The 16,885-nt window shown below is 44.8% G+C and carries 15 protein-coding genes; 7 read left to right on the top strand and 8 right to left on the bottom strand.

The genetic code is table 11. The features are described from left to right. Positions 1-87 precede the first annotated feature (87 nt). Positions 88-774 (bottom strand): response regulator, encoded by a 687-nt coding sequence (locus GXP65_RS03540; protein WP_162092020.1) that lies wholly within the window; start codon positions 772-774, stop codon positions 88-90. Continuing rightward, complete coding sequence (locus tag GXP65_RS03535; RefSeq protein ID WP_162092019.1) at positions 771-2,390, bottom strand: sensor histidine kinase; 1,620 nt, start codon at positions 2,388-2,390, stop codon at positions 771-773. The genes GXP65_RS03540 and GXP65_RS03535 overlap by 4 nt, the downstream gene beginning before the upstream one ends. Before the next feature lie 229 nt (positions 2,391-2,619). Here GXP65_RS03535 and GXP65_RS24975 point away from each other — a divergent pair, with 229 nt between their 5' ends. The 6 genes from GXP65_RS24975 to GXP65_RS03510 all read left to right on the top strand — a co-directional run bounded on the left by GXP65_RS24975 (position 2,620) and on the right by GXP65_RS03510 (position 8,358). Then, positions 2,620-2,781, top strand: coding sequence for a hypothetical protein (locus GXP65_RS24975; RefSeq protein WP_162860248.1), 162 nt, complete (start codon positions 2,620-2,622; stop codon positions 2,779-2,781). A gap of 466 nt (positions 2,782-3,247) precedes the next feature. Then, positions 3,248-3,475 carry a hypothetical protein gene (locus tag GXP65_RS03530; protein ID WP_012128083.1) on the top strand — a complete coding sequence of 76 codons (228 nt, stop codon included), beginning with the start codon at positions 3,248-3,250 and terminating at the stop codon, positions 3,473-3,475. A 153-nt stretch (positions 3,476-3,628) separates the two neighbouring features. After that, entirely contained in the window at positions 3,629-5,020 is a 1,392-nt protein-coding gene (locus tag GXP65_RS03525) for a TolC family protein (RefSeq protein ID WP_162092018.1), read from the top strand. A gap of 3 nt (positions 5,021-5,023) precedes the next feature. After that, positions 5,024-6,004 carry a biotin/lipoyl-binding protein gene (locus GXP65_RS03520; protein ID WP_005433845.1) on the top strand — a complete coding sequence of 327 codons (981 nt, stop codon included), beginning with the start codon at positions 5,024-5,026 and terminating at the stop codon, positions 6,002-6,004. A gap of 18 nt (positions 6,005-6,022) precedes the next feature. Then, positions 6,023-7,210 (top strand): ABC transporter permease, encoded by a 1,188-nt coding sequence (locus GXP65_RS03515; RefSeq protein ID WP_162092017.1) that lies wholly within the window; start codon positions 6,023-6,025, stop codon positions 7,208-7,210. Further along, positions 7,207-8,358 carry an ABC transporter permease gene (locus GXP65_RS03510; RefSeq protein ID WP_045452172.1) on the top strand — a complete coding sequence of 384 codons (1,152 nt, stop codon included), beginning with the start codon at positions 7,207-7,209 and terminating at the stop codon, positions 8,356-8,358. The genes GXP65_RS03515 and GXP65_RS03510 overlap by 4 nt, the downstream gene beginning before the upstream one ends. A 207-nt stretch (positions 8,359-8,565) precedes the next feature. Here GXP65_RS03510 and GXP65_RS03505 read toward each other — a convergent pair whose 3' ends face one another. The 5 genes from GXP65_RS03505 to msrP form a co-directional block, all read right to left on the bottom strand. Then, positions 8,566-10,278: a hypothetical protein gene (locus GXP65_RS03505; protein ID WP_162092016.1), complete on the bottom strand. Its 1,713-nt coding sequence runs from the start codon at positions 10,276-10,278 to the stop codon at positions 8,566-8,568. Between the two features lie 279 nt (positions 10,279-10,557). Further along, a complete protein-coding gene (locus GXP65_RS03500; protein WP_162092015.1) occupies positions 10,558-11,574 on the bottom strand; it encodes an Mbeg1-like protein in 1,017 nt (338 codons plus the stop codon). A 410-nt stretch (positions 11,575-11,984) separates the two neighbouring features. Beyond that, a complete protein-coding gene (locus GXP65_RS03495; protein WP_050905909.1) occupies positions 11,985-13,493 on the bottom strand; it encodes a DUF3360 domain-containing protein in 1,509 nt (502 codons plus the stop codon). A 414-nt stretch (positions 13,494-13,907) separates the two neighbouring features. Continuing rightward, positions 13,908-14,525 (bottom strand): protein-methionine-sulfoxide reductase heme-binding subunit MsrQ, encoded by a 618-nt coding sequence (gene msrQ, locus GXP65_RS03490; RefSeq protein ID WP_162092014.1) that lies wholly within the window; start codon positions 14,523-14,525, stop codon positions 13,908-13,910. After that, positions 14,522-15,526, bottom strand: a complete 1,005-nt coding sequence (gene msrP, locus GXP65_RS03485) for a protein-methionine-sulfoxide reductase catalytic subunit MsrP (RefSeq protein ID WP_162092013.1) — start codon at positions 15,524-15,526, stop codon at positions 14,522-14,524. The genes msrQ and msrP overlap by 4 nt, the downstream gene beginning before the upstream one ends. A gap of 467 nt (positions 15,527-15,993) precedes the next feature. On the opposite strand from msrP, the gene GXP65_RS03480 reads away from it, so the two are divergent. After that, a complete protein-coding gene (locus GXP65_RS03480) occupies positions 15,994-16,332 on the top strand; it encodes a hypothetical protein (protein ID WP_005433823.1) in 339 nt (112 codons plus the stop codon). 125 nt (positions 16,333-16,457) lie between these two features. Here GXP65_RS03480 and GXP65_RS03475 read toward each other — a convergent pair whose 3' ends face one another. Next, on the bottom strand, positions 16,458-16,769 hold the full coding sequence (locus GXP65_RS03475; protein WP_162092012.1) for a Fis family transcriptional regulator: 312 nt from the start codon (positions 16,767-16,769) through the stop codon (positions 16,458-16,460). Between the last annotated feature and the right edge of the window lie 116 nt (positions 16,770-16,885).

Here is a 16,885-nt window from a genome sequence, read left to right as displayed (position 1 = left end):
TAGAAAATAAAACGGCGCTGAATAATCGCCACCGCCTCATCACTTATTTACACAATAAATATTCGCTGCTTTTATAAACAACACATATTACCGCGTCACTTTTTTATAGCAGCGCTCTGGTCGCCCTACTGTTCCATAGTTTAAGTCGGCTTCCAGTTCACCTGAACTAATCAGGTATTCCAAATAGCGTCTTGCCGTCGTGCGGCTAGCACCAATCTTTTCCCCCGCTTCATCAGCGGTAAACATCACTTCCCCACCAAACAAAGCGCGGATCTTATCCAGTGTCACACCATCAATGCCCTTGGGTAATCGCTGCGGAGTGTTCTCTGCTGAAACACTCGATTGCAGCATCTTATCCACCAGATTCTGATCCAAGCTTTCTACCACATCTAATTGTTGGCGCTGAGAAATGTATTTCTGCAATGCTGCTTCTAACCGAGGGAACATCACCGGTTTAAGCAAATAATCGACCACACCGCCCCGCATCGCTTGCTGGAGCGTATCTACATCTCGAGCGGCAGTAATCAAAATCACATCACAGGTTTGATTATTCGTACGTAATGTATTGAGGATTTCTAATCCCGTTCCATCAGGTAAATACACGTCCATTAACAGCAAATCTGGCTTAAGCACTTCAAGCTGCATTTCCGCTTCCATACGCGTTGTAGCAATGCCCACCACTTCTAAACCAGAAAGCTGGCTTAGGTACTTATGGTGAAGCTCTGCAATGGCAATGTCATCCTCAATGATCATGACTCGCGTTGCCGTATTCATACTTGTTCTTCCTTAGGCAAATACACGGTAATTCTCGTTCCATGTTCTGTATTTGGTAGCATCTCAACATAACCGTGATAACGCGTCGCCAGTTGGCTCACAAGATGTAATCCGACGCCTCGGCCTTGGCGAGACTTGGTTGAGATGCCCTTTTTCATGAGCTCTTGTGGCTCAATGTTTTCCGGTAGCCCACAACCTTGGTCGACCACCTCTAAAATCACTTCGTTTCCGTAATCACTGATCGATACATCAATACTGCGACGCTCTAACGCAAACGCAGATTCGACACGAATAGCAGACAAAGTTGCGTCAAATGCGTTATCGACAAGGTTGCCAAGAATGGTTACCAAATCTTCAGCGTTTAGCCATTCCGGTAGCGGTTCTAAGCGGCTGCCTTCTTCTACCATCAACTGTAAACCTAGCTCCCGTGCACGCTCTGTTTTGCCTAAAAGCATGCCAGCAATAAGCGGGTCTTTAATGGTGTCCCGCAAGAACTCAATCATCGCTTGGTAATGCGCGGTTTCTTGCCCAATCAACTGCTGCACCGCCTCTAGCTCACCCATTTGAACCAAGCCACTAATAGTATTGAGCTTATTTCTGTGTTCATGAGTCTGAGAGCGAAGTAAATCGGCATACTCTTTGGTTTGTGAAAGTTGCTCGGTCAGCTCATTGATTTCATCGCGCAGACGAAAACTCGATACCGCACCGACAATTTTGCCATCCACAAAGATCGGCGAACGGTTCGCAATAAGGCGCTTATGATTAAGGAATATTTCGATATCGTGATCTTCTTGCCCGGTTTCCAACACCGTATACAAATCACTGTCACGAAGGGTATCCGTTAATGGCTTATTAAGCGCGGCGTCTCTATCGATGCCTAGAATCTGACAAGCACTGCGGTTGATAGAGCGCAGCACGCCTTGAGCATCAATACTCAGCACGCCCTCTTTAATCGTGCTCATGGTCACGTCGAGCTCACCATATAAGCGGCCAATCTCTTCTGGTTCGAATCCCAAAATAGCACGTTGGAATTTACGAGAAGCGTAGTTGGAGACAATGGCATTAGCCGCCACCACCGTGAGTGCCATTAGGATCAAGAATGCGAGAAACGGTTCAATGCGGTCTTGCAAACGCTCCAGTAAGTAGCCGACCGACACAACACCGACGATGCTGCCATCCTGATCGACGATCGCCGCTTTACCACGCACGGAATAGCCCAAAGAGCCTTGCGCCGTTGAGATATACGATTCCCCTTCCACCAGCGCTCTTTGGTTGTCACCGCCTTTCATTGGCTTGCCAATACGCTCGTCGATAGGATGAATCAATCGCACGCCATCTTTATCGCCAATTACAATGAATGCCGCACCAATCGCCTCGGTCATTTCACGAAAACGCGCTTGGTATGGCTCAGCGTTTTTCGACTCAATCATCTCTAACACAATATGCGAAGTAGACAAGAAACGTGCGATGCCCAAGGCTTTCTCGCCCATTTCCTGCTCTTGGTCGAATTTGAGGTAAGTAAAACCTGCAGCAACAAGAATGAGCAGCTCGATCAAACCCGACAGCGTCATAATGATGAGCATACGCTTACGAAAGCTGATCGTTTTCCAACTCATTGGCATCCCTTTTCTCTACTGCTGATCCATATCACTCTGGTGATGCCCCTAAATTAACACCGACTTAACAACGACGCTTTTAATAAATGACAATTCTGTGAACGGACGAATTGAACTGGTCAACATACGGTTAATTCGTAAACGCTTTGAATAAGTGGCGGCATTGACTCAACATCCAACGAAAATCGCGGTAAAATCTCGCCTACTCTTAAATTCCAAAAGATGACCGATGAGAAAGATCTACGTGACAGAAGGCGATAAGAACGCCAAAAAACAAAAGCTCGCCTACCCGAAGCTTGCATTGTGCGACAAGTGTGTAAAAGATTACGTCATCATCAGCGAAGGAGAACGCACTTATGAAGAGTGCACGAAATGCGGAGCTGATGACTAACCCAGAGTCACCTCTTTAAACAGATTTGTTTTCAGTTGAGGCAAGCCTCTCTCTTGCCTCATGTTCATGCTCCTCACCACATCAAGTCTTCGACTCTTCGGCTTATTTATAGCTGCAGTGAAATATAAAAAACGCACCCTATCACCCGCTAAATAATGTTGTTATTTATTCAACATCATACATAAATTGCCATCTAAACCTTGAACGCGATCACACCAAATTTAGCGGTTTTTGAGGCGTTTTTAGACTTTCCGTCGTATAATTTTTAGTCAAGAAGCCACCGAGAGCTTTGAACAAAGAAAGCAGCTAATTGGAAGTCTATTTAACGCTCAACACTTGCGTCAGAAAATTTGAAGACACATTGATAAAAATACAAATACTGACCATAGGACAAACACTTAGACACCATCTGCACTGAGATAACTATAAACATAGGTGCTTTTATAGTTAGAAGGAACACCAAAACATGGAACGCGATACATTTGGAATTTGCCTGAATAAGGCCATGCTGTCAGAGAATATGTATTCAACGTTTACGCACGTCAGAGCTTATGAAAAGAGTGATACGAGCTCCGCAGACCTTAAGGTGCTGTTATCATTCCCACAAATGAGCGGTAAAGACCTACTGAATACGATGCGAGGTTCTCGCCAGCTTGAGTGGAGAGCAGAATTTCACTGCCCTTCCATGAAGTGAATCACTAGAAACAACGTCATAAACGCTGCGCCCAGCTAAGCCACTCTTAATTGGGCGCAACATTTTTCCAACATTTCTTTTCTTCAAGCACTTAACACTTTCCAATGAATACTTTATATTAGAGCTAATACTCTAAAATCAAAAGCAGCCACTATGAAAAAAACCGGAAAACTCTGGATTTTGGGCCTTCTCAGCAGCTCAATTTCTCTTGCTTGTCACTCGGCTCCTATCACATTTGATGATGCATGGAATTTGTTGTTAGAAAACAACTATTCTCTTAAAGCACAACGTGCCAACGTTGAAAGCTATGAATACCAACAAAGCGCGACCGATAACCTCAATTTGCCACAAGTCAGTATTGGTGCGAACTACACACGTTTAGACACCGATGTGACGGTTTCTGGCCAGCAATTGCTAGACAGTACTGGCGCACACATTACGTTGCCTCCACTTTTTAATGTCACTTCTACCATTACTGAGCGCGACATCTTCTCTTCTTCTATTCGCGCTATCTGGCCAATTTTTACTGGTGGACGAATCAACGCAGCGCAAGCCGCAGCGGAAGGTAAAACGGATGAAGCCAAAAGCCAGCTCGCGATGGAGCAGCAAGCGCGCTTTGAAGATCTCTCTAAATACTACTTTTCTGTCGTGCTCGCCAAAGAAGTATTGGCAACTCGCCAAGCGGTAGAAAAAGGCTTAACCAAACACCGTGACTTTGCAATTAAGATGGAAGAGCAAGGCCAAATCGCCCGTGTTGAACGCCTTCAAGCAGAAGCTTCGCTAGACAAAGCTAAGGTCGAGACACGTAAAGCGGCCAGTGACCTGAGTATCGCTCAAGCGGCTCTTGGCAAAATCTTAGCGCAGAACGACTTCGTCGAACCTTCAGAAACCCTATTCATTAACAACAATCTACCGCCGTTGAGTGCGTTTGTTGATCAAACCCTACTGACCTACCCCGGCTTAGATTTGTTGGATGCCAAACACAAACAAGCATCGAGCTTAATCAAAGCTGAAAAAGGCAAATATTACCCAGAAGTTTACCTGTACGGTGATTACAGCCTGTATGAAGACGACTCCCTTGCCAGCCAAATGAAACCAGATTGGTTAGTGGGTGTGGGCGTAAACATCCCACTGATCGAGTCCACTGGCCGCAGCGAAAAAGTCAAAGCGGCGCAAAGCATGGTCACCCAAGTCGATGCGCTAAAATCACAAGCGAAACAAGATTTGTCACTTCTGGTACAAAAGACCTACCTAGAAGCACAACAAGCCATTGATGAAGTACAAGGACTGGATTCCAGTATTGCACTGGCCGATGAAAACCTTCGCCTGCGCGAGAAAGCGTTCACTCAAGGCCTATCCTCGTCTTTAGATGTGGTCGACGCGCAACTGTATGTCGCGAGTGTAGAGACACAGCAATCAGCAGCACGTTTCCGCTATCTGATTTCTTTAACCAAACTATTAGCACTGAGCAGCGAAATGAACAGCTTCGCTCAATACCAACACACTGCTTACGTTCCAGCATCCACACCCAAAGAGGCAAAATAAGTCATGGCAGCAAAATCTCTAAAACCCGCTCTACTATCACTTTGTGCTTTGGGTGTCGCTTCTTGGGTTGGTTATCAGTTCTACCAAGCGTATCAACCGGAACCAGCTCGTTTACAAGGTTTGATTGAAGCGCAGCAATACAGCATCTCTTCTAAAGTCCCAGGTCGTATTGATGAAGTTATGGTGCGCAAAGGCGATGACGTAGAAAAAGGCCAATTGATCTTTACCCTTCACAGCCCAGAAATCGAAGCAAAACTGGAACAGGCAAAAGCGGGAGAAAAGGCCGCTGGTGCCTTGGCGTTAGAAGCAGAAAAAGGCGCGCGTGAGCAACAAATCCAAGCCGCAAAAGACCAATGGTTGAAAGCGAAAGCGGCAGCGGATTTGATGGAAAAGACTTACCAACGTGTAAACAACCTATATAAAGATGGCGTAGTCGCAGAGCAAAAACGCGATGAAGCCATGACACAATGGCAAGCTTCGAAATACACCGAAAGCGCAGCGTTCCAAATGTACAACATGGCGAAAGAAGGTGCGCGTAGCGAAACTAAAGTCGCAGCAGCAGAAAAAGCGCGCATGGCAGCAGGCGCAGTAGCCGAAGTAGAAGCGTACGCAAAAGACACACAAATCTACAGCTGGTTTGATGGTGAAGTCTCTCAAGTTCTACTGCAAAGTGGCGAGCTTGCGCCTCAAGGCTTCCCGGTTGTGACGGTTATTGATACTCAAGATTCTTGGGCAACACTGAACGTACGCGAAGATTTGCTCAAGCACTTCACCAAAGGCACCACATTCAAAGCTTACCTACCTGCACTGGACAAAGATCTTGAGTTTAAAGTGACTCACGTTGCCGTAATGGGTGATTTTGCAACTTGGCGTGCAACAGACGCATCGAAAGGTTTTGATCTTCGTACCTTCGAAGTCGAAGCTCGCCCTACCCAACCTGAGCCTGAGCTTCGAATGGGCATGAGCGTTGTGGTTGAGCTGTAATCGCGTTGGTTTAGCACTATGACGATTCAAATCTCACAACGACAAATCCTGCGACGTGATAAATGGCTATTCTCTTGCCTGACGTGGGTGCCAATCTTATTAGCCGTCACTATGTGGAGCGTTTTCTCGGCAGGCATTGCCAGAGATCTCCCAATAGGTGTGGTTGATTTGCAGCACTCACAATTGTCACGCAAGATGATTCAATCTCTTGATGCCTCTTCCACTCTTTCTGTTGATTACCACTACACCAGTGCAACAGAAGCGAAGAACGCGATGATTGAAGGTGACATCTACGCTTACGCCGTGATCCCGCCTCAGTTTGACCAAGACATTCTTTTGCATCGCCAACCGCAGTTATCGGTCTTCTTCAACAGCCAATACATTTTGGTCGCGAAGTTGATCAACTCTGCGGTTGCGCAATCTCAAGGCTATTTTGATGCTCAGCTCGAAGCCATGGGTAATCTAGCAAAAGGCAATACCACAACGTTAGCCGCCATTGGTCAAGCAGTGCCGATTTCGACTCAGATTACGGCCTTGTTTAACCGTAACACCAACTACGCTCAGTTTTTGGTGACAGCGATTGTTCCGGCGATCTGGCAGATCTGTGTCGTAGTCAGCACCATTTTGATCCTCGCGGCGCATTTTCGCCTTTATGGTAACGGCAACAATAGTTTTGCTTTCTTAGGCGAGCGCCCTTTCACTCGACTAAGCAAAATTCTAAGCCAGTACATTCCTGTCTTTATGGCACAAGGCGGACTGTTCTTAATCTGGTTTTATGTACTGCTGGATTGGCCGATGGAAGGCAGCTACTTAGTGATGCTGTTAGCGCAGTTCGTAACGACCATAGCGTGCATCATCATGGGGGCCTTGTTCTTCTTCCTATCGATGGACCCTGCACGCGCGATGAGCTTTGCTGGCGCGTTTACAGCGCCGAGCTTCGCGTTTATGGGGATTACCTTCCCGGTTTCAGACATGAATGCTCTCGCCCATGCATGGAGAGGATTGCTGCCAATTACGCATTACATCGAAGTTCAGGTAGATCAAGCGAACTACGGTGCAAGTGCCGCGCAATCTATTGGCTCACTCTGGCCAATGATTGGGTACATTATCCCGCTCTTAATGACAGCTGCGTTGATGGCAAAACATCGCAACACAGCGTTGAAGAATGTCGCGTCTTCAACAAGTAGCAAACAGGAGGCTGTATGACACTGTGGCAACTGATTAAAACAGAATTTCGCTCAGTGATGACCAACCCTGTGGTGGTACTGACCGTCTTTGGTGGCGTGGTGTTTTATTCGTTCTTGTACCCGCTCCCGTACGCGCAACAAACGCCGAGAGAACAGCCTATTGCGATTGTGAATCTCGATGGTAGCCAAACCAGCTTGAAGCTTGAACGTATGGTAGACGCGACACCACAAGTCAAAGTGGTGACTCGCCTACACACCATTGCCGATGCAAAACAAGCGTTCTTAAACCGCGAGATAACGGGCTTCTTGGTTATTCCAGAACACTTCTACAAAGACTTGTTGCTTGGCAGCAGCCCTACTCTGGCTTATGCCGCCGACGCTTCTTACTTCTTGGTCTACGGCACTGTGGTAGAAGGCTTGGCAACAGCAGGCGGTACGCTTGGTGCAGAAGTAAAAGTGAGCAAGATGGTGATCGATGGCGTGCCACTGAGCATGGCAAGCCACGACTACTCTGCAATCAAGCTCAATATGAAGCCTACCTTCAACCCGACGATGGGCTACATCGAATACGTGGTGCCAGCGGTGTTTGTGTTGATTCTTCAACAAACGTTGATCATGGCAATTGGTTTGCAGACCGGTACTCAACGCCATGGTCGCGGTTATTGGTCGCAAGTACCAACGGGCGCTTTGCTGTTCGCCAGAACCTTGGTCTTCGTTGCTATTTACTACCTGCTTAGCGCTTACTACTTTGGCTTTAGCTTCGAACGCTTGAACGTCAACCACATTGCTAACGCAGGTGAGCTACTGACCTTGCTGTTGCCATTCTTGCTTGGCTGTTGTGGTTTAGGTTTATGGCTCGGATACTTGCTACCAAGGCGAGAGCTGGTGACATTGGTCGTGCTGGTTAGCTCAATGCCATTAATCTTCTTGGCAGGCTTTATTTGGCCAGTTGAGTCGATCCCAGCCCCGCTGCTTTGGTTTGCAGACTTGAGCCCAAGCACTTGGGCAATCAAAGGCTTTTTAGCACTAAACCAAATGGGCGCAACGTGGCAACAAGTGGCTAAACACTGGACCGCACTTTGGGTACTGACGGTACTTTGGGGCGGCGTTGCTTACTGGATTGCCAAACGCAATACCAAACCAGTAGTAACAGAAAGCTTAGGTTAACGGCTTTTCATCCAATTAAGAAAGGGGCTCACGTAGCCCCTTTTTGTTTGTGTAGATGTTCTAATGACTGAGTTGAGTAGCGGAGTCACAGGCTCCTTTCTGGACAGAAGCGAGCTAAGATCTTTACTTTAGCTCACCAATGTAGGATTAGCAAAAGTGCATCGCAACACCAAACATAGGAGGTCAAACCTCCCACTGAAGAAAGAACTATTGATTAACCTGTTCTTCTTTTTTAGGTAGTAGAATTTTAGTCCATTCTATTGGATGGTTATTTAGCTTAAAATCAATCTCAAACTGCCGAAGAGAGGTGTGTTCTGGGTAGTTCTCTACTGCCATTTCAACCAAATCAATTGCGGAAGAGTAATTCCCTGATGAGCGATAGCGTTCTGCTAATTGAAGTATGATTCCCGCTTCAAATAACTTGGGACAGCGGAATTTTAGTTTGTTATCCCTCTCTCTAAAATACATAATTAAACACTCATAGTGAGTAGTCACATCCCAAGCTGGAGTAACATTAAAAAGAAGGTTCACAATTAACGCTTCAGCACTTGGGGCGGATAAAAGCTTCTCATGGGCGGAAATGAAGCTATCAGAGTTTTCCATTCGCTGGGATTCTGAAACAAAGCCATTAAAAATAATATAAAGAGCTATGAACGACAATTTGTCTCCTTTTTTAAGCTCATTTATTTTCCCTTCAACTACCGTTAACAATTCAGTTAAATCTGTCACCACACCTTTAGAGTCTATGGCCATTCGGTAAGATATTTGAGACAAAAATCCTTCTAATTTCATGCTACCTGCACCTTGATATAGGTTAGCTCTTCCAACCCAATATTGAGGTGCCATTGGCATTTGCACAACTCCAGACCTCTCAAGAGAATAATCATATATTTCACTTTCAACTGTGGGTTGCTGCATAATAAACTCTGTTATTACGTGCCTTGCAAGTCTTGACAACCCTTGGATAGTAAGCCAAGTTTTTTTATTAATTCTGCATGTCTCCGTATACGAATCAGTTGTGATTAATTGGTCTGGAAGTTTTCGCAAATTATGAACATATTGCGACCGAGCTTGGTAAGCATTTGATAAGGCATTAGCTAAGTCATTTCTCGATATAGGATTTATAACGTCTGTCGTTTCTTCTCGATAGTAAGAAGGACTAATATTTTCTAGAGAAAAATCTCTGAATCGACGGCTCAGAGATGTATGCTCAATATCTAGAAGCGCTGCCCTCACTTTTTCTGAGGTTTTTTCATCTGCATCAGATAAAGCTGAGTCGACAAGCCTTCTTTTTCTCTGATCATAATCCAACCACGACGCTTTATGACCGTCGAAGTTTTGTGCAAGGGATTCTATAGAGGCAACCAATAACGTATAGGCCAATTCGAAGTCGTCAGCTATACGATGCATTCCCGTAACATAGGTTCGAATAGAACTCATTACTCCGAGGTAGGTATTCCTTTTTAAACCTATTAGTTGTTTTATAAATGCTACTAAGTGCTCTTCGTCTTTTTCATTACAGAAAACATCTTTGTCAAACACCCGCTTGACGATTTGCTTTGGTGTTGAATGTGTAGAAATACCACGTTGCTCGCCAAGCAACCTATCAGTAAGAGTATAGCTAGGTGAAGCTGTACAGTTCAAAGCAAATGAAATAATGGCAGAAAAGTCCAGTATATATGGGTCAACCCCATGTGATATGAGCACTCCAACACTATGACCGTTGCCTTCAACTAGTTCTTCTAGTTCGTAAACAATAGTATTTGATTGTCCCAAGTTTGACGTGGACAGCAGGGAGCCAGCATCAGTATCCAGCCTTTTATCTTGGTTAAGCCGTAAATTTGTATACAGTACACCCCGTAGATTATTTCTATACTCTATTTCTCTTTGAAACATTTTCCCTGAACATATCTGTAGCATTACGAAACCTTTGAATTAATACTCAACCAAAGACATATTCATGCATTAGAAAATTTAGGTCAATAGCAGAGAGGGGCATACTGTATATTGTTAACCGCTAAACAGGGGTAGAGCAGAAATAAGTTAGTACAGAATCGACTTTATCATAATGGAAAAACTATCAAGGCGAAGTCACTTGAAGAAAAGACCCACAATTTACTGGAGGCTACAGGCATGTTCGCAAGCGAGCTAAGGGGCTCCCATTCACCTTGAACAGCTTTTCCTGATAAATTATTTAACCTAAAGTCGCCCTTCCGCTTCCAATTTCAGCCGATATTTATCGGTACACCCCTTTGTAATAGCAGATGATTTGAGTATCTCTAGAGCAGGAGATGAGGAGTTTTTGCGCTTTGATTGCTCATAGTAAAGCATATCAGCGTAGATAAGCATTTCACGAGTCAACACCCAACGGCTATGTAGGTAAAAACTGCTAGCATTTATAAGGTTAAAGTCGTCAGTGTAGTTTTCTTCAAGAGCTCCAAGCTGCTTACTGCCTTTTCTAATACCACGAGCAGTACTCAGAATTTCCCCTTCAGTAGAGGCAAGGTATAGCCGGTTATCCACTTTTATTTCATGTCCTGTCCTTGGGCTACTATTAAAAGCCCAGGCTTGGGCGATTTTTCTGTTAGAGTCGTTGTGCAGTACATGCATCGCCAACCCTCCTCCCAAGGAGAATCCAGCTACAATTAAACTTGGTGTCCCTTCCTTTGAGGTATCTGTATGATGCATCTCAATATAATCTAAAACTTTATTAACATAGTTCTGAGCATCACTATTTTGAAGAGGGGATGGATTTAAATTCTGTGTAAACCAATCCCACCAACTATCAGTGCCGCTAAAGGCTACAACAACTTCTTCGAGCTGAGTTTCATCATTTGGGTCATAAATAAGGAAAGTTGAAGCTTCGAACCCAGAAAAATTCCTTTCATTAAGAAAGCTAATTTGTTGCATATATTTGGGTGCTTTAAAATGCTTATCCTCATTCTTTCCTTCCTTTTGCAGCACTAATGCACTGGCTAGGGCGTACATGTACCCCTCTTGAGCCAATCTAAATTCTGGTTCTTTCACTGGGTTTACAGAGCCTGACTCCCTGTAAATCTCGTTTGTAACGTCCAAATATCGTGCATTGCACCATGCGTAGCCCTCTTCAACGGTGCCATTTATGGGTAGAAGACTACAGCCAACTAATAAATTTACACATACTAAAGTAATCAATGCTGTTTTAAATATATCTTTGCTAATCCATTTATTTTTCATTCTTAGATGTCCTTTCCACTTGTCCCTAGCTTGATAAACCTAGTTCCCCTATTTGAGGTTTGCCAAATTAGCATGTTGACTTGCAACCTGAATCACAAACCAACGTGTTAGGTAAGTCTTAATCTCGCTAACGTGTCAAAGCCGATAAAAAATGAAAGGACAAATTTCCACGCTCAAAGGCCAATAAGGATGATGGTTCTATTCTGGATCGCACAAATCAATTTTTCACTCGTGCGACTGATTTACACCTCAGGTGTCACATTAGGAAGAATTGGGTAAATGCCGCCCCGAATCACAAGGCAGTTTGAGACTTATTTTTCGACAAAAAACGGTTTAGATCAACAGAACTAAACCGTTTCTATCTGGTTTGAAAAAGGTTCTTCAAACCATAAATCGTACTATGAGCTTACCTAACGAAAACTTGGGATAATCGCTGGTATCCCGGGTAGTAGGCCAACCAACGCCATTACGCTTGTTAGCACAACAAACATAATTCCAGGCAGTACCCAACGGCTCATTTTACTCAGTTCCCCACTACGTTCTTTACAGCCGACTAAGCCTAAGTTATCTAACAACATGGTGAGAGACCAACCAAACGCAGGGTTAACGAGCGCTGAAGAAAATACAACAATCGCCGCCGATTGGGTGGTTTTCCCTTCACGCGTCATTTCCATTCCTGCTTCTAGCAAAGGCACAAATACCCCAACAATAAGCGCAACACAAAGTACTGGTTGCCAGATCGCTAAATCCATTGGGTAGCCCCAAACCGCGGCGATGATACAGAACAGTGCCGTTAGCAAAGCACCAGCAGGAATAGGACGTTTAGCGATAGCCGCCGGAACGATGTAAGTTCCCCACGAAGACGTAAAGTTAGTACCACCGAGCAGAGAACCGAACGTCTGACGAATTGACGCTGTAGTCATCGTATCGTCGATGTTCATATGTACTTTTTCTGTACGCTCTGGATAGCTGATTTTTTGGAACACTTGATGCCCTAAAAAATCAGGCGACCACATGGCTACGGCTAAAATAGCAAAAGGCAATACTACCATGAAGTGTTCAATCGTCGGTAAACCTAACATCCAACCTGTATCTTCCCCCCACCAATACATAGGGTTCATATTGGGTAAGCCGGGCTCGGTTTGAAAAGAAAACGGAGCGCCCATAGCAAAAGCTAAAGTACCGCCTAGCAAGCAACTAAGAGGAACCGCTAGCCAACGCTTACGAAAGTGTTCCAGTAATGCATATAAAATAATGGTGCAAAAGATCACAACAAAAGCGATGTGACTCATCCCTATTCCCTCTGCCCAAGCGAACAGTTTTTTCACTTGAGAGACGGTTCCAACAAAGCCAAGGTAGAGTAATAAGCCGCCACACACGCCTTTACTGGTCAGGTTTGCCAGCATACTGCCACCTTTACTAATGGCCAACAGTATGCCAAAAGCACCGATCAGCAAACCAAAGGCCATAGGGTGCCCACCAGCTGCAACAACGATTGGAATTAATGGAATGAGTGGGCCGTGTGTACCCGCGAGGTTTGCGGTCGGCAATAGAAAGCCTGAGAAAAGAATAATGAAAACAGAGGCGATGAGCAGTTCATAACGAACGTTTTCTAATATAAAGCCTTCATTGAGCCCTAGCGCCCCAGCAAAGGTTGCGGCTATGGCTCCCACCATAACGACTTTGCCAATGGTCGCGGCCATCGCTGGAATGGCATCTTCTACCTCGAATCGGTAATCTTTGAACGGCAAATTGGGACGCCAGCGTTTAGGCGCCATGATTTGCAACTCGTGCTCTAAATATTGCTCTCGGGAATCAAATTCCGATCGTGGCTTATGTTGTTGCTCATAAGTGAGTTCAGCCTCATTTGCTTGAGGCTTATCTGTTCGTATCTGTACGGACTCTAAAGTACTGCTCATAGTGATTCCTTTCGTTCACACTCTAAGGTGTGTTTTCCAACCAACGTTATTTACTCACCAAACGAAGATTAAGCAGTTGATTGCCTACATTCTCTTCTACAAGAACTCGATGAAGGATGTTCATGAATCCTTGAATTTCAGTTGCTAGTACCTTATACCAAACGAAAAAATACAAATAGTGTCAGACAGTTAGACATTAGTCGTAGGTTGAGGGCTAACAGTATGAGCGTTGTGATGGAATTTGGTAGGAACGGTCTCACGGTCTTTGGCGAGAGCGAACAAAAGGTGTGGAAGCGTGGTGAGCCAACCGCAACAGAAAGCTTGGGTTAGCGGCTTGTTATCCAATTAAGAAAGGGGCTCTCGTAGCCCCTTTTAGTCTGTTGATTCATTTGTCGCAATTAGTCTAACAGCGCATCAACTGGATAACCGCTTTCGAAACACTCTCTGCTTCAATGTCTTCCAGCGTACCAGCAACAAACCAATGGCGATGAAGATATAAATCGTTGGTTCTGCCACCTCTGACTTCACCGACCAATAGAAATGAATCGGCGCCAATATCGCTGCCAAGTAAACCCAGTTATGCAGTTTTTGCCATTTAGGACCCATTTTACGTTGTATGGATTGAGTCGAAGTTACCGCCAGAAGTAACAAGATTACCCACACTGCTGCACCAACGGTCAAATAAGGGCGCTTAACAATTTCGGAGGCAAGTAAACTCCAATCCAATCCTAAATCGAGCACAGCAAACGCAACCAAATGAAGCACTGCCCAGAAAAAGCTGTATAACCCGAGTAGTCTCCTAACTCGAACTAACAAACCCTGCTTAGTCCAACGCGCAAGCGGGGAAACCAACAGGGTAATAAACAGCGTATTCAACGCGCTAATACCCGTGTAATGAATGATGCCTTGAACAGGGTCACCACCTAAGTTGTCGGTATTAATCGCAATAACCAGCAGACCTAAGAAACCCAGAGAGACAAGGTGGATCAGGACTTTAAGCGCAATGATGTGTTTTGGCGTCAGCTTTCTCAATAGAACTTCCTCAGATCCATATTCTTATAGAGATGTGCCACTTCTTCTTCGTAGCCGTTGAACATCAATGTTGGCTGTCTGCGAGCACTGAGCACACTGCCCTCCCCGATGAATCGCTCGCTTGCTTGGCTCCAGCGTGGATGGTCAACATTTGGGTTCACATTGGCGTAAAAACCGTATTCATTCGGCGCTAAACGATTCCACGTTGTTGGCGGCTCTCGGTCAGTTAAACGAATTCGAACAATAGACTTGATGCTTTTGAAGCCGTACTTCCACGGTACAACTAAGCGAAGTGGCGCACCGTTTTGTGGAGCAAGCGTCTTACCGTACAAACCCACAGAAATCAGCGTGAGCGGGTTCATTGCTTCATCAAGACGAAGCCCTTCTACGTAAGGATATTCAATGCTGCTAAACGAACCTTGAGCTGGGAACTGTTTTGGATCGTAGAGGGTTTCAAAAGCCACGTATTTCGCGCTGCTTTTTGGGTCCGCCATTTTGATGATGTCCGCTAAAGGAAAACCAATCCACGGAATGTTCATAGACCACGCTTCCACACAACGTAAGCGGTAGATACGCTCCTCTAGTGTGAACTTACTAAAGATATCGTCGTAGTCGAGCTTGATTGGGTTATTCACCAAACCGTCGATCTCTACCGTCCATGGGTCAGACACGAACTCAGAAGAGTTTCTCGCAGGATCAGACTTATCGGTACCAAACTCATAGAAGTTATTGTATTTCAGAACCTTGCTTTCAGGAGTAAGAGAAAGATCCGCTTGGTACTGCTGTGGCTTTGCAGCGCTAAGGTCAATTCGATTGTCTGAGACTGGCTTTTCCTTTGACGCGAAGATGTCCAAAATACCCGCTTGCGCATTTGCAGCGAGCGGCATACCGACAACCGCAATGCCAAGCTTTTTCAGTATTTCGCGACGCTCTTTATAGACAGACTCTGGCGTCGCTTCGTTTTCAGATAAAGCCCAACGATGATTCTTCTTAATCCACATAATCTTCCCCGAATGTGTTCATACTTTAGTAAATAGCGAACTGGTAATACGTTGATTAAGAGAGACCGTAGCAATGGCATTTCTATTTCATACAAAACGAAAAGTCGATATTCAGACGGGTTCGATGCTTAACATCAAGGATATTTAAGAGTGAATTAACGCCTCTGACTTTCAACAAAGATGGGCACCTTTCCGAAGCTTCCATCTCTGACATTACTGATGTCATCGGTAAACAAAAATGGCATGAACTTGCGAATCTATATTTGTAAGACGCGTTGCGTGTGAGGTTTAGTATCTATAAATAAGTAGACTAAAGAATTGAACCAGTGAGCCGCGTTTTGCCATAGGTTCAGTTCATCTCGCATGTCTGGACGTGGCAGTGGAATAACGATTTTAAACAGCAAATTTCTACTGCGTTCTTCTCTGATAATGATAAGATCTCCGAACCAGAATTATCGAGAACACCTATGTTTATCCATCATGTAAACGGCATTGACTGGCTGGTGATTACCGCCTTTGAAGAACTAAAGCCTCTATTTATTGAAGACGCTGGTTCGATTCCCGCTTGTTTCTCTATCACCAGTGAATTGAGCCTGATAGATCAAGCCAAGCGCACTTATGGATACTTGCCGCCACTCCGCGGCGTAATCACGGATACTGGCACCTTTCAAAGTCAAGATAACGAAGAAGATTTGAATCCACAACTTGCCTGCATAGTTGAAGGGCGTGGCCGAGTGTTTATCTATCACGGTGGCTTTGTCGCTTTTGTGGATGACGAACAAACGTTTATTACCCGATTGGACTGAACATGATTCAGTGAGTTGAAATTGGCGAACTGGCATTCGTAGCTCTGACTCAGAGGGTAAACGTAGACGAAAGGCTTTATATTGAGCTCGCAATATACAGCCTTAGATGCCCAACCAAACGCGACTTACTTTCTTCGAACGTCGCTCTTTATGTCGTAGCTGATTTGCTTCTCTACGTTCTTTAGCTGAGTTCCTGCCTCATGAAACGCCTTTTGGATTGCTGTAGCAACATGACGTTGGCCCTCTCCGGTTAAAAAGTTTGCTCTGTCTTTGCTTGTTTCAAATACACAGATGATTTTTAAGCTCTGTGGGAAGGAAGAGTAATTGACCGTATGAGTCACCCAAAGAAAGCCTTCGTAGCTTTTTAATGTATCTTCACAAACGTCGGTTAACACCTCTCTAATTTGGTTTTCAATCTTCTTATCTGACTTACGCATAAAGCAAACTTCCTATTTAACGCCTTTAAAAAGTGTTCGTTCACATTGATTGTAACTGCAGGGTACCTAAAGTAATTAAGCAGTCAAGCCAATGCAGTGGCACTTTGAAACGGTAA

This window comes from Vibrio sp. LB10LO1 (assembly GCF_010092875.1).
In the GTDB taxonomy this organism is placed as follows: Bacteria; Pseudomonadota; Gammaproteobacteria; order Enterobacterales; family Vibrionaceae; genus Vibrio; species Vibrio campbellii.
Note: the sequence above shows the minus strand (reverse complement) of the source record. Positions and strands in the feature narration are given on the sequence as shown.

Excerpts from the sequence above, each read along its gene's own strand:
- GXP65_RS03510 (WP_045452172.1), top strand. The coding sequence starts at position 7,207 with ATGACACTGTGGCAACTGATTAAAACAGAATTTCGCTCAGTGATGACC.
- msrP (WP_162092013.1), bottom strand. The coding sequence starts at position 15,526 with ATGTGGATTAAGAAGAATCATCGTTGGGCTTTATCTGAAAACGAAGCG.
- GXP65_RS03500 (WP_162092015.1), bottom strand. The coding sequence starts at position 11,574 with ATGAAAAATAAATGGATTAGCAAAGATATATTTAAAACAGCATTGATT.
- GXP65_RS03515 (WP_162092017.1), top strand. The coding sequence starts at position 6,023 with ATGACGATTCAAATCTCACAACGACAAATCCTGCGACGTGATAAATGG.
- GXP65_RS03540 (WP_162092020.1), bottom strand. The coding sequence starts at position 774 with ATGAATACGGCAACGCGAGTCATGATCATTGAGGATGACATTGCCATT.
- GXP65_RS03520 (WP_005433845.1), top strand. The coding sequence starts at position 5,024 with ATGGCAGCAAAATCTCTAAAACCCGCTCTACTATCACTTTGTGCTTTG.
- GXP65_RS03495 (WP_050905909.1), bottom strand. The coding sequence starts at position 13,493 with ATGAGCAGTACTTTAGAGTCCGTACAGATACGAACAGATAAGCCTCAA.
- GXP65_RS03530 (WP_012128083.1), top strand. The coding sequence starts at position 3,248 with ATGGAACGCGATACATTTGGAATTTGCCTGAATAAGGCCATGCTGTCA.
- GXP65_RS03535 (WP_162092019.1), bottom strand. The coding sequence starts at position 2,390 with ATGAGTTGGAAAACGATCAGCTTTCGTAAGCGTATGCTCATCATTATG.
- GXP65_RS03480 (WP_005433823.1), top strand. The coding sequence starts at position 15,994 with ATGTTTATCCATCATGTAAACGGCATTGACTGGCTGGTGATTACCGCC.
- GXP65_RS03525 (WP_162092018.1), top strand. The coding sequence starts at position 3,629 with ATGAAAAAAACCGGAAAACTCTGGATTTTGGGCCTTCTCAGCAGCTCA.
- GXP65_RS24975 (WP_162860248.1), top strand. The coding sequence starts at position 2,620 with ATGAGAAAGATCTACGTGACAGAAGGCGATAAGAACGCCAAAAAACAA.
- GXP65_RS03505 (WP_162092016.1), bottom strand. The coding sequence starts at position 10,278 with ATGCTACAGATATGTTCAGGGAAAATGTTTCAAAGAGAAATAGAGTAT.
- GXP65_RS03475 (WP_162092012.1), bottom strand. The coding sequence starts at position 16,769 with ATGCGTAAGTCAGATAAGAAGATTGAAAACCAAATTAGAGAGGTGTTA.